This is a genomic window from Yinghuangia soli, from assembly GCF_021502675.1.
Classification (GTDB): domain Bacteria; phylum Actinomycetota; class Actinomycetes; order Streptomycetales; family Streptomycetaceae; genus Yinghuangia; species Yinghuangia soli.
Window position 1 is genome coordinate 207,195 of sequence record NZ_JAKFHA010000010.1, and the last position, 24,494, is coordinate 231,688.

21 protein-coding genes are annotated in these 24,494 nt (G+C 71.0%); 13 read left to right on the plus strand and 8 right to left on the minus strand.

Annotated elements, in window-relative coordinates; all coding sequences use genetic code 11:
- Positions 1-36: 36 nt before the first annotated feature.
- The 3 genes from LZ495_RS19285 to lysX all read left to right on the plus strand — a co-directional run bounded on the left by LZ495_RS19285 (position 37) and on the right by lysX (position 4,152).
- Positions 37-492 carry a hypothetical protein gene (locus LZ495_RS19285; protein ID WP_235053584.1) on the plus strand — a complete coding sequence of 152 codons (456 nt, stop codon included), beginning with the start codon at positions 37-39 and terminating at the stop codon, positions 490-492.
- A gap of 298 nt (positions 493-790) precedes the next feature.
- Positions 791-2,410 (plus strand): LAETG motif-containing sortase-dependent surface protein, encoded by a 1,620-nt coding sequence (locus tag LZ495_RS19290; RefSeq protein WP_235053586.1) that lies wholly within the window; start codon positions 791-793, stop codon positions 2,408-2,410.
- A 224-nt stretch (positions 2,411-2,634) separates the two neighbouring features.
- Positions 2,635-4,152 carry a bifunctional lysylphosphatidylglycerol synthetase/lysine--tRNA ligase LysX gene (lysX, locus tag LZ495_RS19295; protein WP_235053588.1) on the plus strand — a complete coding sequence of 506 codons (1,518 nt, stop codon included), beginning with the start codon at positions 2,635-2,637 and terminating at the stop codon, positions 4,150-4,152.
- A 209-nt stretch (positions 4,153-4,361) separates the two neighbouring features.
- On the opposite strand, the gene LZ495_RS19300 is transcribed toward lysX, so the two are convergent.
- Complete coding sequence (locus tag LZ495_RS19300) at positions 4,362-5,297, minus strand: M23 family metallopeptidase (RefSeq protein WP_235053589.1); 936 nt, start codon at positions 5,295-5,297, stop codon at positions 4,362-4,364.
- A 573-nt stretch (positions 5,298-5,870) separates the two neighbouring features.
- Here LZ495_RS19300 and LZ495_RS19305 point away from each other — a divergent pair.
- The 4 genes from LZ495_RS19305 to LZ495_RS19320 all read left to right on the plus strand — a co-directional run bounded on the left by LZ495_RS19305 (position 5,871) and on the right by LZ495_RS19320 (position 9,006).
- Positions 5,871-6,242, plus strand: a complete 372-nt coding sequence (locus LZ495_RS19305) for a BlaI/MecI/CopY family transcriptional regulator (RefSeq protein ID WP_235053590.1) — start codon at positions 5,871-5,873, stop codon at positions 6,240-6,242.
- Positions 6,243-6,447: 205 nt separating this feature from the next.
- Positions 6,448-7,758: a DUF11 domain-containing protein gene (locus LZ495_RS19310; protein ID WP_235053591.1), complete on the plus strand. Its 1,311-nt coding sequence runs from the start codon at positions 6,448-6,450 to the stop codon at positions 7,756-7,758.
- 179 nt (positions 7,759-7,937) lie between these two features.
- The gene (locus tag LZ495_RS19315; protein ID WP_235053593.1) at positions 7,938-8,441 is read left to right on the plus strand and encodes an amino-acid N-acetyltransferase; all 504 of its coding nucleotides are present in this window, start codon (positions 7,938-7,940) and stop codon (positions 8,439-8,441) included.
- A gap of 220 nt (positions 8,442-8,661) precedes the next feature.
- Positions 8,662-9,006 carry a histone-like nucleoid-structuring protein Lsr2 gene (locus LZ495_RS19320; protein WP_235053594.1) on the plus strand — a complete coding sequence of 115 codons (345 nt, stop codon included), beginning with the start codon at positions 8,662-8,664 and terminating at the stop codon, positions 9,004-9,006.
- 72 nt (positions 9,007-9,078) lie between these two features.
- On the opposite strand, the gene LZ495_RS19325 is transcribed toward LZ495_RS19320, so the two are convergent.
- A complete protein-coding gene (locus tag LZ495_RS19325; RefSeq protein WP_235053596.1) occupies positions 9,079-9,918 on the minus strand; it encodes a hypothetical protein in 840 nt (279 codons plus the stop codon).
- Between the two features lie 503 nt (positions 9,919-10,421).
- Here LZ495_RS19325 and LZ495_RS19330 point away from each other — a divergent pair.
- On the plus strand, positions 10,422-12,950 hold the full coding sequence (locus LZ495_RS19330) for an ATP-dependent Clp protease ATP-binding subunit (RefSeq protein WP_235053597.1): 2,529 nt from the start codon (positions 10,422-10,424) through the stop codon (positions 12,948-12,950).
- Positions 12,951-13,125: 175 nt separating this feature from the next.
- Here the strand turns inward: LZ495_RS19330 and LZ495_RS19335 are convergent, their stop codons facing one another.
- Positions 13,126-13,536: an ATP-binding protein gene (locus tag LZ495_RS19335; protein ID WP_235053598.1), complete on the minus strand. Its 411-nt coding sequence runs from the start codon at positions 13,534-13,536 to the stop codon at positions 13,126-13,128.
- A 153-nt stretch (positions 13,537-13,689) separates the two neighbouring features.
- Here LZ495_RS19335 and LZ495_RS19340 point away from each other — a divergent pair, with 153 nt between their 5' ends.
- Complete coding sequence (locus LZ495_RS19340; protein ID WP_235053599.1) at positions 13,690-14,544, plus strand: helix-turn-helix domain-containing protein; 855 nt, start codon at positions 13,690-13,692, stop codon at positions 14,542-14,544.
- A gap of 62 nt (positions 14,545-14,606) precedes the next feature.
- Positions 14,607-14,858 (plus strand): DUF397 domain-containing protein, encoded by a 252-nt coding sequence (locus tag LZ495_RS19345; RefSeq protein ID WP_235053600.1) that lies wholly within the window; start codon positions 14,607-14,609, stop codon positions 14,856-14,858.
- Here LZ495_RS19345 and LZ495_RS19350 read toward each other — a convergent pair.
- A complete protein-coding gene (locus LZ495_RS19350; protein WP_235053601.1) occupies positions 14,827-15,648 on the minus strand; it encodes an AMP-binding protein in 822 nt (273 codons plus the stop codon). The genes LZ495_RS19345 and LZ495_RS19350 overlap by 32 nt on opposite strands.
- A gap of 118 nt (positions 15,649-15,766) precedes the next feature.
- A complete protein-coding gene (locus LZ495_RS19355) occupies positions 15,767-17,920 on the minus strand; it encodes an MMPL family transporter (RefSeq protein ID WP_235053602.1) in 2,154 nt (717 codons plus the stop codon).
- 172 nt (positions 17,921-18,092) lie between these two features.
- Here LZ495_RS19355 and LZ495_RS19360 point away from each other — a divergent pair, with 172 nt between their 5' ends.
- The 3 genes from LZ495_RS19360 (at position 18,093) to LZ495_RS19370 (ending at position 20,160) form a co-directional block, all read left to right on the plus strand.
- Entirely contained in the window at positions 18,093-18,842 is a 750-nt protein-coding gene (locus LZ495_RS19360; protein ID WP_235053603.1) for a TetR/AcrR family transcriptional regulator, read from the plus strand.
- Positions 18,843-18,897: 55 nt separating this feature from the next.
- Positions 18,898-19,680: an SDR family NAD(P)-dependent oxidoreductase gene (locus tag LZ495_RS19365; protein WP_235053604.1), complete on the plus strand. Its 783-nt coding sequence runs from the start codon at positions 18,898-18,900 to the stop codon at positions 19,678-19,680.
- Between the two features lie 99 nt (positions 19,681-19,779).
- The gene (locus tag LZ495_RS19370; protein ID WP_235053605.1) at positions 19,780-20,160 is read left to right on the plus strand and encodes a tetratricopeptide repeat protein; all 381 of its coding nucleotides are present in this window, start codon (positions 19,780-19,782) and stop codon (positions 20,158-20,160) included.
- Between the two features lie 38 nt (positions 20,161-20,198).
- Here LZ495_RS19370 and LZ495_RS19375 read toward each other — a convergent pair whose 3' ends face one another.
- From LZ495_RS19375 to LZ495_RS19385, 3 genes are read right to left on the minus strand one after another with little or no spacing between them, the layout of a single operon-like run.
- Positions 20,199-20,927 (minus strand): lysoplasmalogenase, encoded by a 729-nt coding sequence (locus LZ495_RS19375; protein ID WP_235053607.1) that lies wholly within the window; start codon positions 20,925-20,927, stop codon positions 20,199-20,201.
- The gene (locus LZ495_RS19380) at positions 20,924-21,784 is read right to left on the minus strand and encodes a sterol desaturase family protein (protein ID WP_235053608.1); all 861 of its coding nucleotides are present in this window, start codon (positions 21,782-21,784) and stop codon (positions 20,924-20,926) included. The genes LZ495_RS19375 and LZ495_RS19380 overlap by 4 nt, the downstream gene beginning before the upstream one ends.
- Before the next feature lie 10 nt (positions 21,785-21,794).
- Positions 21,795-24,485 carry an NACHT domain-containing protein gene (locus tag LZ495_RS19385; protein WP_235053609.1) on the minus strand — a complete coding sequence of 897 codons (2,691 nt, stop codon included), beginning with the start codon at positions 24,483-24,485 and terminating at the stop codon, positions 21,795-21,797.
- Positions 24,486-24,494 lie beyond the last annotated feature (9 nt).

Genomic DNA, 24,494 nt, shown 5'->3' on the forward strand with positions numbered 1-24,494 from the left:
CCCGACAGGCGGCTGACCAGCCCGTACAGTGCAGATATGCCGACGCCGCACGGAGACCACGGGCTGGCGTTCAGCATGGCCGAGGTCAGGCTGCTGCGGCGGGCGCTGCTGGCCGCGATGAAGGCCGGCGCGGCTCCGGAGCGGCGCGGGGAGCCGGCGCCGGTGGACTTCTGGCTCCTGGACCGCGCGATCGCCGAGGCCGAGGCGGAACGGGACCGCCATCGGGCGTTCAACCTCGCGGAACTGTCCCGGCAGCGCGCCGCCCTCCCTGGCTCGGCCGCGACCTACCTGAGCGGTCTGGAACGCGCGGTGGCGGCGTACGGCCACACCCCGACCGCGGCCGACCTTGCAGCCCTCCGCAGCCTGGCCGACATGCCCATCGGCACCGCCGAACGCACCCGCCGCCGAACCCTGTTGGACCGCTGCACCCGCCTGGCCGACGCCGAATTGGACTCCCGCCTGGCCGAAAAGGCCCGCACCCGAGGCGCCTGACCGGGCACGCCAATGGGCGCGCGACGTTGGGCAGTTCGTAACTGACTCTGTGGGGTGGGGCGTTGACTGGGCGTCAGTTCACCGAAGCGTTATCTATCCGGTTGTTTGGGAATCCCTCGGCGACAGTAGGCTCGCGGGCCAGTGGTTCATTCCGCGGGGGATCCGATGAATCGTGCCGTGTGTTCAGCGTGCCTTCGTGCCGTTGCGGCCGCAGCTGACGAGCCGACCCGTGTGTGCATCCCGGACTGAACGGCTCTTCGGTACCGGCATTCCCACGTCCCCGAAGTCACGAGGTTTCATGTCTGTCTTCCGCTCCCTGCTGCGCCCCGCGGTCCTCACCGCGAGCGCTGCGGCCATGGTCATCGGCGTCGCCGCGGTCCCTGCGCAGGCCGAGAACCCGACGATGTCCATCGAAGGCCCCCTGGAGCTCGCCCTTCCGCTGCCCGGTTCGCCGGGCGAGGCGGACCGGACGCTCTCCTACTTCCGCTACTGGTCCGACGGCCAGTCCGGCATCGACCGCCGCCTCACCGACTTCACGTACAAGATCGACGGGTCGGATCTCAAAGGCATCGCGGAGCTCGACTTCTCGCAGCTGAACACCTGGTCCTGCAAGGTGCTCACGCCCGGTCTGGTCGCCGAGTGCGCCACCCCGGGGACGAGCTACCCGTACGTCCCGCAGGTCCCGATCAAGGCGGCCGCGGGGGCGAAGAACGGCCAGTCGGGCACCGTGAAGCTGACCGCGTCGGCGACCGGCACCAAGGTCGAGGGCACCGAGACCGACGTGGTCGTCGGCGGCTCCGACCTGACGCTGGAGGAGGTTCCGGACGGCCGGAACCTGAAGATCGGCAGTGCGATCTCGTCCGACCTCGAAGGCGCCAACCTGGGAACGCTCGCCGTCCCCGGCGTCATCGTCTCGGTCGCCAACACCACCGGGCTCGACGCCGCCGAGCGGTTCTCCAACTGCGTGTACGCGGTGGACAAGTACCGCAACGTGATCGAGCAGGCGGTCTGCCGCATCGACACCCCGGTGGCCATCGGCGAGAAGTACTCCATCCCGGGGCTCTATAAGTTCACCGTCGGTGCCGACGCGCTGCATGAGTTCACGTCCCACGGCATCGAGCCGTTCTCCCAGAAGGCCTGGGACCGGGCCACGGACTGGGCGGACTTCAAGCCCGGCACCGGCCGCAAGCTCGAACTGGTCAAGAAGCCGGCCGCGCGCAGCATCGCGCCCGACCTCGACCCGTACAACAACTACGGGATGACGCAGTACTCGGTCGACAGCAGCGCGGACCTCGCGGTCCCGCAGGTCACCGCGGCCGGCAAGCAGGGCGAGGTCGTCAAGGCCGCCGTCGCGGTCAAGAACGAAGGCCCCGGGCGCCAGGACACCGGGATCATCGACGAACCGTTCGCGCGCCTCAAGGTCGAGATCCCGGCCGGAGCTTCGGTGGTCAAGGCCCCCGAGGACTGCCACCTGCTCAAGGGCGACGAGACCGACATGGGCGACCCGCTGTTCCCCGGCCACGAGAAGTGGGACGGTCCGGCGTACGTCTGCTGGGTCCGCGGCGTGGCGTTCGCGGGCGAGAAGATCGACCTGCCGTTCGAGCTGCGCATCGACAAGGTGGTGCCGGACGCGGTCGGCGGCCTGTACATGGTGCCGCGGGGGACCGGTGACAAGAACCCGGCGAACAACGCCGCCGCGCTGGTGCTGAACCCGACCGGCAAGCCGCTCCCGAACCCGGGCGGCCCGGCGATCCCGCTCCCGCTGCCGAACCCCGGTGACAACGGCCCGGACCTCGCGGACACCGGCGGTTCGTCGTCGACGCCGCTGATCGCCGGCATCGGCGGCGGGCTCCTGCTCGCCGCGGGCGGCATCTTCGTGGTCCTCCGCCGCCGCAACGCGGGTGGCGCGGCCGCCTAGCGAACGCTCACGGACGAAACACAGAGGGCGCGGGGCCGTCGTTCGGCCCCGCGCCCTGCGTTTTGCTTCGAAGGCGGCTGCTCGTCGCGGCCGGCGTTTGCGGTGGCGCGGCGGCGGAAGGGCGGCGACGCGGAGGCGCACCCGACCGCGCCGCCTGCGGGTGCTTGACCGCGACACCTCTATTCGAGTACGGACCCGGCTCGGCCCGCAGGTAGCCTTGGCCCGTGACCGAGAACGCCCAGGCGAACGCAGCGCCCACCTCCGAGCAGGCCGACGACCTCCCCGAGCAGATGCGGGTCCGCCGCGAGAAGCTCGACCGGATGCGGGAGTCGGGGATCGACCCCTACCCGGTCGGGTTCCCCCGGACCACCACGGTCGCCGAGCTCCGCGCCGAGTTCCCCGGCCTGGAGCCGGACACCCAGACCGGTAAGCGGGTGGGCCTGACCGGCCGCGTCGTCCTGTACCGCACCGGCGGCAAGCTCTGCTTCGCGACGCTACGCGACGGCAGCGGCGACATGCAGGTCATGGTCTCGCTCGACAAGGTCGGCGCCGAGTCGCTGGCGGCCTGGAAGACCGACGTCGACCTGGGCGACCACGTCGGCGTCGAGGGCGAGGTCATCACCTCCAAGCGCGGCGAGCTGTCGGTCATGGTGGACAGCTGGGCGGTCACCTCCAAGTGCCTGCGCCCGCTGCCGGACAAGCACAAGGGCATGACGGACCCCGAGGCGCGCGTGCGCATGCGGTACGTCGACCTCATCGTCAACGACGAGTCCCGCAAGATCCTGCGCACCCGCAGCGAGATCGTGCGGTCCGTGCGCACCTGGTTCAACGCGCGCGACTTCCTCGAGGTCGAGACCCCGATGCTGCAGCCGATCCACGGCGGCGCGACGGCGCGTCCCTTCGTCACGCACATCAACGCGTACGACATGGACCTGTTCATGCGCATCGCCCCCGAGCTGTACCTCAAGCGGCTCGTGGTCGGCGGCGCGGAGAAGGTCTACGAGATCAACCGCAACTTCCGCAACGAAGGCGCGGACTCCACGCACAACCCCGAGTTCACGATGCTCGAGGCGTACGAGGCGTACGGCGACTACAACACCATGGCCGAGGTCACCCGCGAGGTGTACCAGTACACCGCGCAGCAGGTCTTCGGCTCGCACGTCTTCGAGTGGGACGGCAAGGAGATCGACATCTCCGGCGAGTGGCCGCAGATCACCGTCTACGGCTCGGTCTCCCAGGCGGTCGGCGAGGAGCTGACCCCGGAGACGCCGATCGAGCAGGTGCGCAAGCTCGCCGATGCGCGCGGCATCGAGTGGGACAAGGCCTGGGGCCAGGGCAAGCTCGTGCAGGAGCTCTTCGAGGAGCTCGTCGAGCACACCATCGTGCAGCCGACCTTCGTGCGCGACTACCCGATCGAGACCTCGCCGCTGACCCGCCAGCACCGCACCATCCCGGGCGTGGCCGAGAAGTGGGACCTGATCGGCTTCGGCATGGAGCTGGGCACCGCGTACTCGGAGCTGGTCGACCCGATCGAGCAGCGCAAGCGCCTCACCGAGCAGTCGATGCTCGCGGCCGGCGGCGACGCCGAGGCGATGCAGCTCGACGAGGACTTCCTGCGGGCGCTCGAATACGCCATGCCGCCGAGCGGCGGCCTGGGCCTGGGCATCGACCGCATGGTGATGGCCTTCACCGGCCGCAACATCCGCGAGACCATCCTCTTCCCGCTCGTGAAGCCGGAGTAATTGCCATGGACGCTCTTGCCGCACTGATCCCGTCGGCCGTCGTGCTCGCCATGTTCATCGGCGTGATGGTGACCATCTTCCGCGGGACCGACTCCCGCCGTTCGCAGGACGACTGACCCCGCGGCCGTTGGCCGTTACCCGCAAACGCCGCAGGGCGGGTGCTCCGGATTTCCGGAACACCCGCCCTGCTGCGTTGTCATGACGAAGCGTCAGATGCTGACGCCCTTGGACCGCAGGTACGCGATCGGGTTGATGTCCGAGCCGTACGCCGGGCCGGTGCGGATCTCGAAGTGCAGGTGCGGGCCGGTCGAGTTGCCGGTCGAGCCGGACAGGCCGATCTGCTGACCGGTGGTCACCGTCTGGCCGGCGGACACCGAGAACTTCGAGAGGTGGCCGTACTGGCTGTACTTGCCGTCCGGGTGCTTGATGACGACCTCGTTGCCGTACGCGCCGCCCCAGCCGGTCTTGACGACCGTGCCGGAGGTGACCGCCTTGACCGAGGTGCCGGAGCCCGCGGCGAAGTCCTCGCCGGTGTGGCCGTGCGACCACAGCGAGCCGGAGCGGCCGTAGCTCCCGTGGCCGGCGCCCGGCACCGGGCGGACGTAGTCCGAGCCCGAAGCGGCCGGTGCGGCGGCCGGCGCACCCGCCGAGGCCTGGGCCGGAGCCGCGGAAGCAGCGGCGGCAGCCTGGTCGGCCGCGGCCTTGGCGGCGGCCTGGTCGGCGGCGGCCTTGTCCGCGGCCGCCTTCTGCTCGGCGGCCACGCGGTCCGCCTCGGCCTGCGCGGCCAGCCGGACCTTGGCCTGCTCGCCCTGCTGGGCGGCGAGCGCCTGGGCGGCCGGGGTGCCGAGCGCGTCGCGGGCGGCCTGCCCGGTGGGGGCGTCCAGGGCGGCGCGCTCGGAGCCGCGGGCCGCGACGTCGTTCGCGCGGTCCGCGAGTGCCTGGTCGGTGCCGCCGTCGGCGACCGCGGCGACCGCCGCCACGTGCGTGGTGTCGGTCTCGGTCTGGCCGGAGGCGATGCCCACACCGGTCGCGGAGGCCAGCGCGGCAAGCCCGGCGACCATGACGACGGGCCGGGAGGGACGCAGGGCCCGCACTCGGTCGGCGCGGGTCTTGGGCGTGCGGGAGCTGTCAGCGGTGTTCGACACAAGTACCTCAGGGGTTCGACGGCATGCTCGCGCCCCCGTACGGACAAGCCGTTGGGGCAGGGACGCACCCTGGACAGGGCCGGTGAGGCCACGGTGGGCGGCCGCGGTCGGCGCGTCCGGCTTCGGGGTGAAGCCGGCGGCCCGTGACCCGCGGCGGAGCGGGACGGACTCGGGCGAGTCGTCCGCGCCCACGTCGCTGTGGATGCGTCCTCGTACGAGTCGGCCGACCGGTGCGCTGCGCTGGACTGCGCGGGGCCGGCCCGGGTGGGCTGCCCGGCATCCGATGTCGGCTCATCAGTGGTAACACCCGGGCAGAACGCGAAGCCAGCTTGTCACCGGGCGGTCACTACGACGCCGGATAGTAGTGACGGGGCGGTGACGCGGAAAGCGTGCGATATGTCGGCTTTGCCGGGTCGAGGCGGCTACGATGCTGCATAGGACTTCCGAAAACGCGTGTGCGGCACGTCACAATTCCCGCAGGTTTGATTCGCGCCAAACCCGACATGCGTCGCGAATTTTCGGCCGGAAAGGTCGCCCCCGATGCCCCGGTTCGGAGAGCTCGAGGAGCAAGTGATGCTGCGCCTGTGGGCGGCCAATGGTCCGCTCGCGGTGCGCGAGGTGCGGGAGCTGCTGCTGCCGGAGCGCGACCTCGCCTATACGACGGTCATGACGGTTCTCGACAAACTGCACAAGAAGGGTGTGCTGCGCCGCGATCTCGACGGGCGGGCGTACCGCTACGAAGCGGTGCTTTCCCGAGAGGCGCACACGGCCGCGCTGATGCGCGACGACTGGCTTTCCGGGGGAGCGCGCGCCGGGGCATTGGTCCATTTTGTCGAGGGCATGAGCCCGGAGCAGACCGACATCCTCCGCGATGCGCTGCGGGTCGCCCTTCCGGAGGAAATCCGCGGTGCCGCCGAACCGTGGATTCAAGATCCACTCGACTGATCCCGGGCCGATCTCGGACTGATCGCGCGACTGGCACCCGGCTGTCGGCCGACTGGGCCGCACGGGTGAAATCGGGCGATATTCGGAGTGTCGGCGCCACCGTGTTCCCCTAAAGGGATCACGGTTTCCTGAGGGTGAATTGCCCGCTTATCGGACTACTGGTCCGGTGGGGAAGCAGCGGGACGCAGGGAACGAGGTGGCGCCGGTGATCCGCAACATCCTGGCGAACCGGCGCGCACGCCGCGCCGCATTGCCGATGTGCACGGCACTGGTGACCGCGACCGCATTGGCCGCGGTGCAGTTTGCGGTGGCCGCGGCGCGCGACGCCCGCCCGCATTTCGCCCTCGACCTCACCCTCGGCACGCCGGTCGCGGCGGACGGCGAGATTGTCACCGCGGTGGTCCGGCTGGCCATGTCGGGCACCCGCCCGGGCGACCGCGTGACGGTCGCCGGCCGGCTCGGCGAGGGGCTGCGCACCGTCGGCGCGGACCCCTCGCGCGGCGGCTTCGACGCGACCGCCGGGGTCTGGACCGTGCCGAGCACACCCGGGGCCGGCGAAGCGGTGCTCGTCTGGCGCATCGAGGCGACTGCGGGAGGTGCGGGCGCGCCGGCCCCGCAGATCCGCGTGACGGTGACGTCGCCGCGCACCCGGGCCCGGGCGCTCGGGCCGTCCGCGAGCGTGTCCCCGCAAGCCTCGGGCAGCCCCGCCGCAAGCCCTGCGGCAAGCCCGTCCGTGTCCACGCCGGCCGGCCCCGTGCCGAGCCCGTCCGCGACCGCCGCCTCCGTGCCGTCCCAGCCGCCGACCAGCAGGCCCCCGTCCACGCGCCCGGCGACGAGTAGGCCGCCGAGCACCAGGCCTCCGGCATCCACGAGGCCCCCGGCGACCACCAAGCCGCCGACCTCGCGCCCGCCGACCACCGCTCCGCCCACGACGGCACCGCCTACGAGTGCGCCCCCGACCCCGGCCGCCCCGACGACCCCGCCGCCGGACACCGCCACCCCGACCCCGACCCCGACCCCCCCGCCCCCGCCGCCCACCTCGGAGGTCGACGTCCCCGCCGCGCAGCGCTGCCCGGACGACCCCGCCTCGGCCTGCGCCGAGCTGCGGTTCGGCAAGCCGCGCCTGAGCCTGGCCCGGACCGTCGACGCCACCGAGGCGCGGCCCGGCCAGACGCTCACGCACACCGTCGCGGTCACCGACAGCGGGGACGCCGCCGCCCTCTTCGCCCGGGTCCGCAACAGCCTCCCGGCCGGCGCCCCGCTGCTCTGGGGGGCGATGACGCAGGGCACGTACGACACGGCCACCGGTGTCTGGACGACCGGCCGGATTGCCGCGGGCGGCACCGCGACGCTCACCCTGGCGGTCCGCGTCCCGGATCCCGCGGCCGGCACCGTGATGTCCGGCCGCTCGGATTTCGTGGCTTCCGCGGATCCTGCACCGGCCGTCGCGAGCCCCTGCCCCGACGATCCGGACTCGGCGTGTTCGAGTACCCGAATCGCCTCCCGAATGGGGTGATTCCGCAGCGGTTCCGGTCACCTGCAAAACCGACCGGACAGGTTGCCCACCAGTTGTCGTCCGGTTGTCGGCTAACTCGGCCTAAGTCGGCCTAAGCATGTGTCCGCATTCCGGGCAGTCCACGCGCGATGACCCGGGGCGGCCGCCGCGGTTGCCGCCGATCGCGATACCTTCCCCCCATGGAAGTCACGATCCGCCGGGCCAGAACCTCGGATGTCACGGCCATTCGAAGGCTGGTGGACGACTACGCGGGCAAGCGCATCCTGCTCGACAAGCCGACGGTGACACTGTTCGAAGACGTGCAGGAGTTCTGGGTCGCGGAACGCGACGGGGACGGTGCCGTGGTCGCCTGCGGTGCGCTGCACGTGATGTGGGAGGACCTTGCCGAGGTCCGCACTCTTGCCGTCGACACCTCGTGCCGCGGGTACGGTGTGGGCCACCGGGTTCTCGCGAAGTTGCTGGAGACGGCCCGTTGGCTGGGCGTGCGGCGGATATTCTGCCTGACCTTCGAGGTCGACTTCTTCGCGCGGCACGGCTTCGTGGAGATCGAGGCCACCCCGGTCGATCAGGACGTCTACCGTGAACTGCTTCGTTCGTATGACGAAGGCGTCGCGGAGTTTCTCGACCTGGAACGCGTGAAGCCCAACACGCTGGGCAACACGCGGATGCTGCTTCACCTGTAGTCCGGCTGTAGATCGGTGTGCGCCCCGGCAGTTCCGTTTGCCCGGGCGCCGGATCACCATGCGCGCGGGCAACCGCACGGAACTGTCCGGTAGATCTCCTATCCAGCCTCAAACGCATTGCCGGGGCGTTCGGTTCCGCTTCCCCGGGTTTGAATTTTTCCGGGAAAAGCGGTTTCCTTTTCATGGTTGGTGGCGATCCCTCCCGATGAAAGGGAAACCGGTGGCACAGAAGGTCCAGATTCTTCTCGTGGACGACCTCGACGGCGGGAAGGCCGACGAGACGGTGACGTTCGCCCTCGACGGTGTCTCGTACGAGATCGACCTCAGCGAAGCGAATGCCGGCGAGCTCCGCTCTGCGCTGGCTCCGTACGTGCAGGTCGCACGCAAGACCGGGGGCCGCGCCGCGGGCCGCCGGGGCGCGCGGGGGACGGCCAAGTCGGCCGGCACGAGCGCGGCCGACACGGCGCTGGTGCGCCAGTGGGCGAGGGAGAACGACTACGAGGTCAGCGAGCGCGGACGGGTCCCTGCCCACATCCGCGAGGCGTACGACAAGGCGCACGCCTGACCGACGTCATCGGGCGGCCCCCTTCTCGCAGTGCGCGAGCGGGCGGCCGCCCTTTGCGCATCCCGGGCACCCTCAGGCGGACGCCGCCGCGTGCCGCTGGCCGGGCAGCAGCCGCACGTGCTGGCAGGCGTCCGCAAGCCCGCTCAGCAGCCGCGTGACGTCCGGGAACCGCACGTCCACGCGCATCAGGGTCTCGGCCCGCGCACCGGGCGCCCAGCGCAGCCGGGAGGCCGCCGGGGCGCGCAGCCAGCGGGCCGACTCCCAGTCCCGCGGCCACGGCGCCAGCCAGGTGGCAGGCCACGGCGAGGGGGCCGGTACGGAGTCCCCGGCTCCGAAGGCGCGCAGGTCCAGGCCCACGCCGGACCAGTCCAGCCAGTCGAGCAGCCCGGGCAGGTCCTCCGCGACGCCCGGCGCCACGAAGAACTGCACGCGCCCGGCCGCGGTCGCCGCCACCGGGCCGAGCGGGAGCCCGATGCGCTCCGCGCGGCGCAGCGCCCGGGTGCCGGCCGCGCCGGGCACGTCCAGGACGTCGAAGTGCACCCCGGTGGCGAGCCGCACGGCACGCGGCCGCGCGGCCCACTGCCGCACGATGGCCGCGGTGTCGGTGGTCCCCTGGGCCATGCCGTTTGGTTCTGCCGGGTCGGCCGGATCGGTCGGCCAGGTCCGGTCGGCCGCCGCGAGCGCGCAGGCTGTGCCGCCCGGCGCGCCTGCCGCAGTCCCCGCGTCCGCAGGATCGGGTGCCGGGTGCGGGACAGTGGGTCCCGGGACCGCAGGGGCGGTCCGGGGCGGCGCGCCGAGCGCGGCTCCGGGCAGCACCGGCCAGCCCAGCGCACCGGCGTACCAGAGCGCCTCGTCGACCGGCCCGGGGGTCATCGCGGCCGAGCGAGGGGCGAAAAGGAGTGTCGCTGCCATAGCGTGTTCAACTCCGGGGGAAGACTCCGGTTACGAGAGGTGATCGACCGATTGCGCTATGTATTCACGCCAACTGTAACCTTGCCCGTCCCTCTCTCGGGGGAAGCTGCGCGACCTGCGGCGTTTCCCCGTCCGGATGGCGGTCGCCGGGCGTATGCGGGGTGCCGCCCTGGGTATGAGCCCGGCAGGACCGCACGGGAGGGGGCGAGGATGCGATGCGGGACGGGGTGGAACGGGGTGCCGGCCGGCCGGGCTCGGGCCGTCGGAAACGCCTCGTCGGAGCCGCGTTCGCTTCTGGCGTACTCGCAATCGGTCACTCTGCTTGGTTCGGGGGAACACTGCCCCGCACTATCAGGTTTGACTAGGTGTCCGGCGCGGCCCGCAACACGTGGGTCGCACGTCCTTGTGGACGAAGTGAGCGGTCCCGCGTGCGGGACTAGCATGCGGAAGGACAGGGAGGGGACCGTCCCCGAACTGCACGACCGCTCTGAGGAGCGATAACGATGTTCGAGAGGTTCACCGACCGCGCGCGGCGGGTTGTCGTCCTGGCCCAAGAGGAGGCCAGGATGCTCAACCACAACTACATCGGAACCGAGCACATCCTCCTCGGCCTCATCCACGAGGGTGAGGGCGTGGCCGCCAAGGCGCTCGAGAGCCTCGGGATTTCGCTCGAGGCGGTCCGCCAGCAGGTGGAGGAGATCATCGGCCAGGGCCAGCAGGCCCCGTCCGGCCACATCCCCTTCACTCCCCGTGCCAAGAAGGTCCTGGAGCTCTCGCTGCGCGAGGCGCTCCAGCTGGGGCACAACTACATCGGCACCGAGCACATCCTGCTGGGCCTGATCCGCGAGGGCGAGGGCGTCGCCGCCCAGGTCCTGGTCAAGCTCGGTGCGGACCTCAACCGGGTCCGCCAGCAGGTGATCCAGCTGCTCTCCGGCTACTCCGGCGAGAAGACCGCCTCCCCGGGCGGTGCCGGGCAGGAGGGCACGCCGTCCACCTCGCTCGTGCTCGACCAGTTCGGCCGCAATCTCACGCAGGCTGCCCGCGAGGGCAAGCTCGACCCGGTCATCGGGCGTGAGAAGGAGATCGAGCGGGTCATGCAGGTGCTGTCCCGCCGCACCAAGAACAACCCGGTGCTGATCGGCGAGCCCGGCGTCGGCAAGACCGCCGTCGTCGAGGGCCTCGCCCAGGCGATCGTCAAGGGCGAGGTGCCCGAGACGCTCAAGGACAAGCAGCTGTACACGCTCGACCTGGGTGCGCTGGTGGCGGGCTCCCGCTACCGCGGCGACTTCGAGGAGCGCCTGAAGAAGGTGCTCAAGGAGATCCGCACGCGCGGCGACATCATCCTGTTCATCGACGAGCTCCACACCCTGGTGGGTGCGGGCGCCGCCGAGGGCGCGATCGACGCGGCGAGCATCCTCAAGCCGATGCTGGCCCGCGGCGAGCTGCAGACCATCGGTGCGACGACGCTCGACGAGTACCGCAAGCACCTGGAGAAGGACGCCGCGCTCGAGCGCCGCTTCCAGCCGATCCAGGTCGCGGAGCCGTCGCTGTCGCACACCATCGAGATCCTCAAGGGCCTGCGCGACCGGTACGAGGCGCACCACCGCGTCTCGATCACCGACGCCGCGCTGGTCGCCGCGGCGACCCTGGCCGACCGGTACATCTCGGACCGCTTCCTGCCGGACAAGGCGATCGACCTGATCGACGAGGCCGGTTCCCGGATGCGCATCCGCCGCATGACCGCGCCGCCGGACCTGCGCGAGTTCGACGAGAAGATCGCGAACGTGCGCCGGGAGAAGGAAAGCGCGATCGACGCGCAGGACTTCGAGAAGGCCGCCGCGCTGCGCGACAAGGAGAAGACCCTCCTTGCCGACAAGGCGAAGCGCGAGAAGGAGTGGAAGGCCGGCGACATGGACGTCGTCGCCGAGGTGGACGAGGAGCTCATCGCCGAGGTCCTGTCCACCGCGACCGGCATCCCGGTCTTCAAGCTCACCGAGGAGGAGTCGGCCCGTCTGCTCCGCATGGAGGACGAGCTGCACAAGCGGGTCATCGGCCAGAAGGACGCCATCAAGGCGCTCTCCCAGGCGATCCGCCGTACTCGCGCCGGCCTGAAGGACCCGAAGCGTCCCGGTGGCTCGTTCATCTTCGCCGGCCCGTCCGGTGTCGGTAAGACCGAGCTGTCCAAGACGCTGGCCGAGTTCCTGTTCGGCGACGAGGACGCGCTGATCCAGCTCGACATGTCGGAGTTCTCCGAGAAGCACACCGTGTCGCGGCTGTTCGGTTCGCCTCCCGGCTACGTCGGCTACGAAGAGGGCGGGCAGCTCACCGAGAAGGTGCGCCGCAAGCCGTTCTCCGTGGTGCTGTTCGACGAGGTCGAGAAGGCCCACCCGGACATCTTCAACTCGCTGCTGCAGATCCTGGAGGACGGTCGCCTGACCGACTCCCAGGGCCGCGTGGTCGACTTCAAGAACACGGTCATCATCATGACGACCAACCTGGGCACCCGGGACATCTCGAAGGGCTTCGGCCTGGGCTTCACCGGCAACTCGGACGTCAAGACCGGGTACGACCGCATGAAGGCCAAGGTCAACGAGGAGCTGAAGCAGCACTTCCGCCCCGAGTTCCTGAACCGTGTCGACGACACGATCGTGTTCCACCAGCTGTCCGAGGACGACATCATCCAGATCGTCGACCTCATGATCGCCAAGGTGGACGAGCGGCTGAAGGACCGGGACATGGGCCTGGAGCTCACCCCGGCGGCCAAGAAGCTGCTCGCCAAGAAGGGCTACGACCCGCTGCTGGGCGCGCGTCCGCTGCGGCGCACGATCCAGCGGGAGATCGAGGACACCCTGTCCGAGAAGATCCTGTACGCGGAGCTGCGGCCCGGTTCGATCGTGGTGGTCGGCACCGAAGGCGACGGCGACGAGGAGAAGTTCACCTTCGTCGGCGAGGAGAAGGCGGCGCTGCCGGACGCCCCGCCGGTCGAGGCCGCGGGCTCCGGCCCGGACCTCACCAAGGGCGAGGCCTCCTGAGCCCGACCGGCTGAGCCCGAGGCAGGGCTGAGCGGAAGCAGACCGAAGCAGAAGGGCCGCCCCCGGGAAACCGGGGGCGGCCCTTCGCCGTTGCCGGGGCCGGCGCGCGTACGACAGGGGGACGCGTACGCACGGGGCACCCGGCAACTGCCCGCGGCGCCCGTATAGGGAGGGCTTACACGGGAACCGGGAAGCAGGCGCAGAGCGCCTTGCGGTCGCCCAGGACCAGCGCCTCGATGCGCTCGGCGAGGGTCCGCGCGATGAGCAGGCCGCGGCCGCGCTCCTGCTCGTCGTCCGGCTCTTGCACGTGGTCGAGATCGGGGACGAATTCGGGGGCGAAGTCGACCACTTCGATCCACAGGTAGCCGGGGCCGACCGAGACCCAGACTTCCAGCCCGCCGCACATGCCGGCGTGCTCCACCGCGTTGCCGGCCAGCTCGGACACCACCTGGACCGGGCCGAAGCTGTCCAGGCCGAACTTGCGGCACAGTGCTTCGACGTGTTCCCGGGCGGTGGCCACCGAGCTCGGCACGGACGGCAGCCGGACGATATAGACGGGCTCCGAATACGCGGCGGTGGCGTGCACAGCTCTCCCTGGGGGCCGCGCGGTGCGACTGAGGTGCATCGCGTTGATATAGCTCTCTGTGTTGACTCGAGAGCACAGGGTGTTCAAGATGAGTGAAGCACCGATGAATCCGCATATGCAAGTAAGAGCGCGCAAGTTCCGAGAGGAGCCGATGTGGCCATCGATTCCCTCCACGCCCTCAAGCGCAAGCGTCTGGGCCAGGAGCTGCGAAGACTCCGCGAGGACCGGGGGATCAGCCGCATCGCCGCCGCCGAGGCCATCCGCGGGGATGTCAGCAAGATCTGCCGCATGGAGCTCGCCCGCGCCTATGTGACGCCCCATGATCTGGCGACGCTGTGCCGGCTGTACGAAGTGCCCGCGCAGGTGCAGTCGGAGCTGGAGCAGTTGGTGGTCGGCAAGCGTCCGCGGCATTGGTGGCGCGAGTATGCCGATGTGATGAACGCGCATCTCGAGGAGTTCGTGGCCTTCGAGGACAGTGCCACGGTCGAACGCGAGTATCAGCCGATGGTGATCGGCGGACTTCTGCAGTGCGCCGACTACATTGCCGCGATCATGGACGCCGGTATCAATCCGCTGGCCGCCGAACAGGTCGAAAGCCTGGTCGCGGTACGGCTCGCCCGGCAGCGCCGGCTGCGCGCCGAACCGGTGCTGCGGTACCACGGCATCGTTTCCGAGGCGGCGCTGCACTTCGACACCGGGGGCCGCGGTGTGATGCGCACGCAAATGCGCCATCTCGCGGAACTGGCCCGGCTGCCCAACGTGGTGTTCCAGGTGGTGCCGTTCGAAGCGGGGGCGCGCGCGGCGCACGCGACCGGATTCGCACTCCTCGGATTCACCGATCCGGCTGACGGCGAAGTCGCGTTCGTGGAGGGTATCGCCGGTATGATTCCTCGCGATTCGCAGCGTGAAGTCCAGCGGTACCACCGGCTGTTCGGCCGAATCGAGCAGGCTGCCCTGTCGCCGGGCGATTCCCTCGCGCTGATCCTTGAGCGAGCAGAAAGTGTGTAATGCCCAACAGCTCTGCCGGTACTTCTCGTACTGCCCGTAGTTCCCGTACTGCCCTCGCCGACATGCCCGTTCCGGCCGTTTCGGCCGCGGCGCTCTACGATGCCGCCGCTTCCGGTGCGCTGAGCGAAGCCGACTGGGTGAAGTCGACCTTCTCGCACCAGAACGGCGCATGCGTCGAACTCGCCGGGATCCCGGGCGGCGTGGCGCTGCGCGATTCCAAGGACGTCGGCCGTCCCGCGCTCTGCTACACGTACGACGAACTCGCGGCATTCATCGCGGGCGTCAAGGCCGGGGAATTCGACTGCTTCCTGTGAGGTCTGAAGTTCCCTCTTCGGGGTGAACCAGGCGGCATCCGCTGTGCAGCCACGGGAGCAGGACGTCGCGGAATCCGGCCGGGCAGGTGAGCCCGGTGGTGTTGGTGAGCGAGGCGGCGTCCGGCTCCCCGGCGGGGGCCGCGTCCGGCTGCGGGACGACCTGCAGATCGCGGTGCAGGTAAGGGAGTTCGCCGTCGCAGGCGGTCCACAGCATGGCGGCCCGGTCGCCCGGCCCGATGCCGGTCCGGGACAGGTACGCTGCGGGCTCGTCGGGAGCAGGTGCCGCGGCGTCCAGGTCGACCGCGCCGGCCGGGACGTCGGGCCCCCAGGCGAGCACCGCCGGGAAGCACGGCAGCGCGACCGCCGCGGCGGCCGGGCGGTGCCCGCCTATGCGCGTGCTGGTGACGATGGTGCGGGCGCCGGTGCGCCGGGCCCGGTAGGTGAGGCTGCGGTCCCGCAGGCTGACGGACAGCGGCATGGCCACCGCGCCGATCCGCCAGCAGGCCAGCACGGACTGCACCAGTTCGGCGCCGGGCGGCAGTTGCAGGGCCACGGTGTCGCCGCGCCGCACTCCGTGGCCGAGCAGCAGGGCGGCGAGCCGGTCGACTTCCTGGTCGAGCCGGGCCCAGGTCCACTGCTGCGGCGGGCGACCGGTACGGGCGCGCATGTCGGGGGGATCGGCGACCGCGGGGTCCTCGGGGTGCACCGCGACGCGGTCGCGCAGCAGGCAGTCCAGCGTCTCGTCGCTCCGGCGCGGGCGAGCCTCGGCCACCTCTGTGTTGTGCGGCATTGCACCCACGGTAGTCGTGCACGGGTGCGAAAGGGAGAGGGCCGCGGGAGCAATCCGCGGCCCTCTCGGGGGTGTTGCCGTGGGGTCGGCCGGGCGCCTGCGCGGGCCCGGCCGCCGGTCAGCCGTCGCTCACGCCCACCTTCTCGTACGCGCGCTGCATCGGCTTGGGCGAGTACCAGGCCGCCGGACCGAGCCACTTCATGGTGGCCGGCACCAGGATGCCGCGGACCAGCGTCGCGTCGATGAGGATGGCCAGCGCCGCACCGAGCCCGAACAGCTGCAGGAAGCTGACCGAACTGCTCACGAACGCCAGGAAGGTGACCGCGAGCAGCGCGGCCGCGGTGCTGACGATGCGGCCGGTGCGGGCCAGGCCGCGGGTGACCGCCTCGGTGTCGGAGTAGCCGGCCTCGTGCAGGTCCTTGATCCGGCTGATCACGAACACCTCGTAGTCCATGGACAGTCCGAAGGCGATGCAGAACAGCAGCACGGTCATCGAGGTGTCCATCGGCATCGGGGTGAAGCCGAGGAAGCCGGCGAAGTGGCCTTCCTGGAAGACCCACACGGTGATGCCCATCGCGGCGGCGATGCTGAGCCCGTTGAGGACCAGGGCGCGCAGCGGCTGCACGATGCTGCCGGTGAACAGGAACAGCAGCACGAAGGTCGACAGCGCGATGAGGCCGACGGCCAGCGGGATGCGGTCCGCGATCGCCGCCTTGGTGTCGACGAGTTCGGCGTCGTCACCGCCCACCAGGACCCGGGCGCCGTCCGGTTCCGGCACCGCGCGGATGTCGCGGACGAGGTCCTGGACCGCGTCGGACTTCGGGTCGAGCGAGGTGACCACGGAGAGCATCTGCGCCTCGGGGCCGGCCAGTTCCGGGTGCGGCGCACCGACGGCCGAGCGGCCGCCGGCGAAGGAGCCGGACGCCGTGTCGACGCGGGTGACGCCGGGCAGCGCGGAGAGCTCGGCCGCGTACTGGGGCAGGCCGCCGGTGCTGCCGTCGGCCACCACGGTCACGGTGTGCGTGTCGTTGCCCGGGTAGTCCTCGCGCAGCGAGTCGCCGACCTGGTGGATCGCGCTGTCCTTGGGCAGGACGCGCTCGTCCGGCGTGCCGAAGGTGACGCCGAGCAGCGGGGACGCGGCGACCAGCAGCACGGCGAGCACCGGCAGCGCGGCGCGGGCGGGACGCTTGGCGACCGCACCGGCGAGCCTGCCCCAGAACGGCGTCTCGGCACCCTGCACGCCGCGGATGCCGCGGATCCGCCCGGCCTCGACGCGCGGGCCGAGCACGGCCAGCAGGGCCGGGGCGACGAACAGCGCGCCGAGTGCGGAGATCAGCACGACGCCGATGCCGGCGTAGGCGAAGGACCGCAGGAAGTACATCGGGAAGACCAGCAGCACGGCCAGCGCGGCGGCCACGGTCGCCGCGGAGAAGACGATCGTGCGGCCCGCGGTGCGGACCGTCTCGACCACCGCGTCGGGCACCGAGGCTCCGCCGTGCACGAGTTCGCGGTGCCGGGCGACGATCAGCAGGCCGTAGTCGATGGCCAGGCCGAGGCCGAGTGCGGTGGTGAGGTTGATCGAGAAGATCGACACGTCGGTGAGCTGCCCGAGCACGAACAGTTCGCCGAACGTGCCCATGATGGCGACGAATCCGATCGCCAGCGGCACGAGTGCGGCGACCACGCTGCCGAACGCGAGCACCAGGAGCAGCAGCGTGATGGGCACCGCGATCGCCTCGGCGATCGCCAGGGACTTCCCGACCTGGGCGTTCACCTCGGGGGCGAGCGGGCTGTCGCCGCCGAGCTTGACGGTGACCGCGCCGTCCGGGCCGAGAGCGCCGCCGGCCGCGGCCTGCACCGAGGCGGGCAGCGCGTCGACGTCGTCGGGGGCCTGGGCCAGGATCAGCGCCTTGGTGCCGTCGGTGGACTTCAGCCCGGGGGCGCCGGTGGACCAGTACGAGACCACCCCGGAGTAGCCGGGCTCGACGGCGAGGGCGCCCGCTATGCGGCGGCCCGCGTCGGCGACCGCCGGGTCGTCCACGGATTGGCCGCGGGACCGCACTTCGACGACGAGGTTGGGACTGCCGGTGAAGTTCTCGCGGATCACTTCACCGGCTTGGTACGAGTCGGATCCGGGGTCTTCGAAGCCCTCGGACTTGAGCACGCCGAAGGCGCCGAAGCCGGCCACCGCGGCGGCGATCAGCAGGGCGAGGGAGACGGCGAGAACGGTGCGGGCGCGGTACGCGGCGATGGTGCCGATGCGTTCGAGCATGAGGAGGGCCTTCCGTGCGGGCAGGCAAGGGACGGGCCGTACGGACGGCGGCCGGCCGGAGCCGGTGCCGGACAAGCAATGTTTATGCCGTCAACAATGTTGTCACTGATAACTTGGCATTCAATGTTGGCGCTGTCAACATGGGTGTCCTGATCAGGTTCGGAGGGATGCGGTGAGTCCACGAGCGCAAGCGCCCGGCGGCGGCGCGGAGACCGGCGGCGGAACAGGCGCGAAGCCCGGTACGAAGCCCGGTGCGAAGGCGCCCGGCCGCCGCGCGTACCACCACGGGGACCTGCGCAACGCCCTGGTCGACGCGGCCTTGGAGATGGTCCGGACCGGCGGCCCCGAGGCCATCGTGCTGCGCGAGGCGGCGCGCGCCACCGGCGTCTCCTCGACCGCGGCGTACCGGCACTTCGAAAGCCACCGCGACCTGGTCGAGGCAGTCAAGGAGCGCGCCGGCGCCCGGATGGACGCCGAGGTCGCCGCCCGCCTCACCGATGAGCCGGCGCGCGCCGACCGGGGCGAGGAGGCCGTCCGCCGCATGCGCGCGGTGGGCCGCGGCTATGTGCGCTTCGCGCTGGAGGAGCCGGGCCTGTTCCGGCTCATCTTCCGGCAGTACGCGGACGCCCCGATGCCCGAGGGCGACCCGGTGTCCGAGGCGCCGCCGCTGACCGAGCGGAACAGTTCGTACATGTCGATGTCCGAGGCCCTGGACGAGCTGGTCGAGGCCGGCGAACTGGCCGCCGGGCGCCGGGCGTTCACCGACGTGGCGATGTGGGCGGCGGTGCACGGCATCTCGACCCTGCTGCTCGAGACCGACCTCAGCCGCCTCGACAAGAGGGCCCGTGAAGCCGCCGTGGAGCGGGTGTTCGACGTCGTCTTCCACGGCATCCTGACGAACCTGGACACCTCCGCGGCCTGACCCGTTCGGCTCACACGGGATGTCGGCTCCGGGAGGCCGGGCCATCGTTGCCGTTATGGGCACTGAGACCGCGGGCCTGGCCGGCCGCGCCGAGTTCGCCGGGCGCACCGCCCTGGTCACCGGCGCGGCCTCGGGCATCGGCGCGGCCGTCGCGATCCGCCTCGCGGCGGGCGGGGCCGACGTGGCGGTCGCCGACATCGACGACGTCGGCGCGGCCCGTACCGCGGCCCGCATCAACGACGCGGGCGGCCGGGCCCGCGCGATGCGCGTCGACGTCACCCGGCCCGAATCGTCCGCCGCTCTGGTCGCCGCCGCCGTCGAGGCCTTCGGCGCCCTGCACCTCGCGGTCAACAATGCGGGCATATGCGGACCGGTCGCCGAACTCGCCGACTACCCGACGGACGCCTGGAGCCGGGTGCTCGCCGTCGACCTGGACGGCGTCTTCTTCGGCATGCGCCACCAGATCCCGGCGATGCTCGAGCACGGCGACGGCGGCGCGATCGTCAACATCTCCTCGGTCCACGGCCTGGTCGGCATCGACCGCGCCGCACCGTACGTCGCCGCCAAGCACGCGGTGGTCGGCCTGACCCGCTGCGCCGCCCTGGAGTACGCGGACCGCGCCATCCGGGTCAACGCGGTCGCCCCCGGCTGCGTCGACACCCCGCTCCTCGGCGGCTTCGACGACGACGCCAAGGCCGTGATGCGCGCCCAGCACCCGATGGACCGCTTCGGCCGCCCCGCCGAGATCGCCGAACTGGTCGCGTTCCTGCTCTCCGACCGGGCGAGCTTCATCACCGGCGGCATCCACACCGCGGACGGCGGCTTCACCGCCCGCTGAGGCGCCGGCCCGGCCGCAAACCGGTGGCGGGAACAAGCCCGCCTGCGGTTCGGTTGACACGCATGTCCTGATCTTCCGGACGCCGAAAGGAGCGCAATCGTGACGACGCAGATGTCCGGCATGACCGTGGAGAACTACCGCTGGGCACAGGAACTCGTCGACGCCCGCGACCCGCTCGGCGCCCTCAAGCTGATCGAGCCGCACCTGGCGGCGGAGCAGGACAACCTCTCCGTCCAGCTGCTCGCGGCCCAGGCGTACTTCGGCTCCGCGCAGCTGCGCCGCGCCGAGGCCACGCTCCGGCGCGTGATCGACCTCGACCCGCGCGACGCGTGGGCGCTGCACGCGCTCGGGCGCACGCTGGAGCGCGCCAGCCGTGCCGACGAGGCAGGCCCGTACCTGCGCCTTGCGGCGGCCATGTGCCCCGAGCCGGAGTACATCACCGCAGCGTGGCGCCACACCCCGGCGCCGACCCAGGACTGACCCGGGACTGACCTGGGACTGACCGGGGGGCTGACGATTCAGTCGCGCGAGGCGGCGGTGGACATCACGTCCGCCGTCGCCTCTTCCCGTGCCCGCCGCTCGTCCTGCGTCCACGCGCTCATCAGCAGCAGTTGGGCCGCGATGTAGAGCGGCATGATCGCGGCGTCCTGCCCGGGCAGCAGATCCAGCCCGGCCAGGTCCAGCGCGATGACCGTGTCGGACGCCAGGAACAGCGCGCCGCCGAGCGCGGTCCGCCGGTCCGACCCCGCCGCGGCCGCGGCCACCGCGGTCAGCAGCAGGCTGTAGCCGGCCACCGGCACCAGCAGGTCGTCCAGCCGCGGCCCGAGCACCGCGAGCATCCCGGCGCACGCGGCCGCGTACCCGGCGGGCACCCACGGCTTCGCGGCCAGCACCCGGTGCGCGCCCGCGTCCGCGAACGACTTCAGGTACGCGACATGCCCCACCGCGAACCCGGCCATCCCGGCCAGGAACAGCTTGTCGTCCCCGGTCAGCAGCCCGACATCACCCGCGAAGCCGCCCGCCAGCGCGGCCAGCGGCAGCTTCAGATCGGCCCCGGGCCGCGCGGCCGCCGCGACGTAGCCGGCCAGCAGCGGCATGAGCAGCGGCTTCGTCACCCAGCGCACCCCGGACTCCGCGTCCACGGCGGCCAGCACCGAGTCGACCGCACCCACCGCGAGATAGGCCCCGAGCAGCAGCCGCGGCTCCGAGCAGACCCGCTTCACCGCCCGGCGTACGAGACTCTTCACGCGGCCGCCTCCGCAGGCTCCGGCAGGGCCTCGGCCCGCGGCGCGGGACTCCAGCCCGGCCCGCGGAAGACCCGCCCGAAGCGCTCGCGCCAGCCCGCGGCGTGCCGGACGTCATGCCCGATCGCCCAGTACTCGTGGACCGCGACCCGCAGCGGGTTGTAGGTCGTGATGTTCTTCGTCAGGCCGTAGTCGACCTTCTCGCCTTCCGGCTCGAAGGAGCGGAAGAGCCGGTCCCACACGATGAGGATGCCCCCGTAGTTGCGGTCGAGGTACTGCTTGTTGGAGCCGTGGTGCACCCGGTGGTGGGACGGGGTGTTCCACACGTACTCGATCGGCTTCCACAGCCTGTGGACGCGCTCGGTGTGGATCCAGAACTGGTAGATCAGGTTCACCGAGTACGCCGCGAAGATCATCGCGGGCGAGAACCCCAGCAGCGCCACCGGTGCCATGAACACCAGGTGATGCGCCCCCGTCCAGCTCTGCCGCAGGGCTGTGGACAAGTTGTAGTGCCGGCTGGAGTGGTGCACGACATGGCTCGCCCACAGCAGCCGGATCTCGTGCATCGCCCGGTGTTCCCAGTAGTAGAAAAAGTCCACCGCCAGCACCGCGAGCGCCCAACCCCACCAGGTCCCCGGCACGTCCAGTGGCGTCACGCCGAACAGCACGTCCCAGAGCAGCAGCGCCAGGATTCCCCAGCCGAGGTTGGCGGCAATGCTCCCGATGCCCATGGACAGGCTCGTCGCGGTGTCCTTGGCCGCGTACCCCCGCTGCTCCTCGTCGGGCGCGAACCGGTACGCGAGGATCTCCACGACAAGCAGCAGCACAAAGGCCGGGATCGCGTAGGTCGTGAGGTCCATGACGCGGAGATTACTCGCGAGTAGGGGGCCTGGGAAGAGGGCCTCGCGAGGGTGCCTGCGGCGAGAGCCCGTGCCGGGCCACGGTCATCTGGTTGCTGGTCACCAAGCTCGCGACGACCTTGTTGAAGCGGTCGGTCAGCACGAGCTCGCCCCGTCGGCCCGTTTCCAGAATGCTGAAGTGCACACCTTCGGTCGGTATATCGGCGACCGGGCCGGCAATGACCTTCACCGCGCGGTCGGGACCGACGAAGTGCACGGCCCGGAGCGACCTGATCCGGCGAATCGGCGCGATGTCGCCGGGGTGGGGCGGGAGCTCGACGATGAGGCAGCGCAGACCTGGAACCGTGGCGGCCAACGCGAGGGACTCGTCGTCGCCGATGACGGAGAGCCAGGGCAGACCGGGCAGAGAGGCGAGCGCCTCGATCGCCCGGGGCGTGTGTGCGGCGACGATGTGTCCCGGCGGGGCGGGTACGCTCACCAGCACCTGGCGCATGTACTCCGCTGGCGGGAAGTACTCCAGGCAGTCGTAGAAGGCGCGCGCCACAGAAGGCGCGCGCCGCGCAGTCTCGCCGAGGCGCGACCAGCGCGCCAGCTTCGCCAACGCGGCGTCACCGCCGATCTCGGCCACCAGGAACACCATGTACGCCAGGATGTGATCATCCCGGCGCGCGACGTCCTGCGGATGGTCGGGCAGCATGTCGAGCACCGCCTCGCCGACCCCGGCCAGCCGTGATGCATCGGCGAGCGACTGCGGTGGCAGCAACTTGGATGCTCGATAGGCGACTTCGCCGCGGATGTCGGGTGCGAGCAGTGGAGCGTTGCCGATCGCGTCCGCGGCGAGCAGGATCAGCTCGTCGCGCGCCCGCCACGGACTCGACGCCCGCTTCACGAGGTTGCGGACCAGCTTGTCGCGCTCGGATTCACGGGCCAGCCCAACGCTCATGACGAAGACCTCGCGCCATTGGTCATCCTCGTCCGCGCGCTTGACCAATTGCCCAAGGTCGCCATCGTCCAGGGCCTGCCGGGCGGCCAGGAACTCCTGGAACGTGCGGTGGACGAAGTCGATGCGGCCCGGGCTCGGCTCGCGCAGGATTCCGGAACGGGCCAGCAGATGCCGGAGCACAGCATCGGCGTGGTTCGGCGGCCTCGTGCTGCGCTCCAGGTAGCCGGCCAAGCGCTCCACGGCCGTATCCCAGGCTACTTCGGTGTGCCCGTTGCGGATCATCCAGTACGCGAACTTCTGCAGCAGCAGCTCCTGTTCGCGCTGGCCGATGGACAAGTACGGCTCGGTGAAGACACCCCGCGCCTCATCGCGCCGAACGAGGAGCATCTCCAGCGCGGCCTCGTAGAGCTTGATCCGGTCTTCGGGCAGCTGCATGCGCCGCTCGCTGTGCAGGGCGCAGATGAGCGCGCACAGCAGCGGGTTGGTGGCGAGTCTGCGCAGGTGCCGTCGTCCGGACAGCTTCCCGACGAGATCGTCCTGGAACTCGGCCGACCGCTCCGCGGTCTCCCGGCCCGACAGAATCGCGGCCTCGTGCCAGTGCGCGACGAAGGCATGCTGGTCGGTCAGCGTCATCGGAAGCAGTGTGAGCGCGTCCATCCCCGTCCACGGCTGGAGCTGGACGGAGAGCGCCGACGGGCGGGACGTCACCAAGACCCGGGCCGCCGGATACTCCGCCAGCAATTCCGGCAGCCACTGCAGGGCGAAGACGGCCCGCTGGTCGGACGGAAGTTCGTCGACCCCGTCGATCAGCAGGAGCGCACGCCCGGACCTGAGCAGTTCCGGCACCCAGCCGCGCGGCTGCTCGGCACGGATCATGGAGCCGATCCGGTCCAGGAAGTTCTCCGGGCCGGGCGGCGTGGCATCGAAGCGGAAGTGCCGCAGCGGCAGGAAGAACGGGACGGTGCCTTCCCAGTCGGCGAGTTCCGCGGGAAAGCCGTCGCGGGCCGCCCACAGGGCGATGCGCTGCAGCAGCGTCGTCTTGCCGGTGCCGGCCTCGCCGAGCAGCAGGATGCGCCGCCGCTGCCCGAGCACACCTTCGATGCGGGCCGGGGCCGGTCCGTCGGCGTCCACCGTGAGGCTGATGTACGCCGTACTCATCGGATACCGAAAGTCCGGGTCCCGCAGCGTCACCCCGAAGAGCTCCAACTTGTCCAACTGCCGGGCGACCGCAGCGCAGTAGCGACGCTCGAATGCGGCAGCGCCACTAGTCGGATCGACGAACTGCTCGATTCGCTCCAAACGCTCAAGCTGCTCGATCTCCACCTGCAGCGGGAACTCGGGATGTCGGCGCACGAACTCGACCACGGCGACGCAGGCAAGGTGGGCCAGCTTCTGGTAGGCACCCTGGGCGGCGGCGCCGAGACTGTACGACGCCGGAAGCTCGGGAGCGAGCGAAAGCAGCCACGCCGCAAGCCGATCCGGCTGCATCGCCTGCCGCAGCGGGATACGTGAGTCCAACTCGCCGACCCGCTCGAACGCGTCTTTGAGGCACTCCGCAGCGGCAGCCCACTCGTTGTCGGGCAGGCCGCGGAACTCGGCGGCTCGCAGCTCGTCCGAGGCGCGGGCGAGCCCGTCGACGATCGCGTCGAACGCATTCTGGTCGACGGCCCGTTGTGACAACCGATGACGCTGGTACAGCTGCCGCCCGAGCACCTGGGCGGCAGTCGCAGCGATGCGCATGGTCGCCGGATCCGGCATCTGCGTCCT

What these genes read in the sequence shown, in the direction of transcription:
- LZ495_RS19285 (WP_235053584.1), top strand. Translation starts at nt 37, where the DNA reads ATGCCGACGCCGCACGGAGACCACGGGCTGGCGTTCAGCATGGCCGAG.
- LZ495_RS19290 (WP_235053586.1), top strand. Translation starts at nt 791, where the DNA reads ATGTCTGTCTTCCGCTCCCTGCTGCGCCCCGCGGTCCTCACCGCGAGC.
- LZ495_RS19305 (WP_235053590.1), top strand. Translation starts at nt 5,871, where the DNA reads ATGCTGCGCCTGTGGGCGGCCAATGGTCCGCTCGCGGTGCGCGAGGTG.
- LZ495_RS19315 (WP_235053593.1), top strand. Translation starts at nt 7,938, where the DNA reads ATGGAAGTCACGATCCGCCGGGCCAGAACCTCGGATGTCACGGCCATT.
- LZ495_RS19325 (WP_235053596.1), bottom strand. Translation starts at nt 9,918, where the DNA reads ATGGCAGCGACACTCCTTTTCGCCCCTCGCTCGGCCGCGATGACCCCC.
- LZ495_RS19330 (WP_235053597.1), top strand. Translation starts at nt 10,422, where the DNA reads ATGTTCGAGAGGTTCACCGACCGCGCGCGGCGGGTTGTCGTCCTGGCC.
- LZ495_RS19345 (WP_235053600.1), top strand. Translation starts at nt 14,607, where the DNA reads ATGCCCGTTCCGGCCGTTTCGGCCGCGGCGCTCTACGATGCCGCCGCT.
- LZ495_RS19350 (WP_235053601.1), bottom strand. Translation starts at nt 15,648, where the DNA reads ATGCCGCACAACACAGAGGTGGCCGAGGCTCGCCCGCGCCGGAGCGAC.
- LZ495_RS19355 (WP_235053602.1), bottom strand. Translation starts at nt 17,920, where the DNA reads ATGCTCGAACGCATCGGCACCATCGCCGCGTACCGCGCCCGCACCGTT.
- LZ495_RS19365 (WP_235053604.1), top strand. Translation starts at nt 18,898, where the DNA reads ATGGGCACTGAGACCGCGGGCCTGGCCGGCCGCGCCGAGTTCGCCGGG.
- LZ495_RS19380 (WP_235053608.1), bottom strand. Translation starts at nt 21,784, where the DNA reads ATGGACCTCACGACCTACGCGATCCCGGCCTTTGTGCTGCTGCTTGTC.
- LZ495_RS19385 (WP_235053609.1), bottom strand. Translation starts at nt 24,485, where the DNA reads ATGCCGGATCCGGCGACCATGCGCATCGCTGCGACTGCCGCCCAGGTG.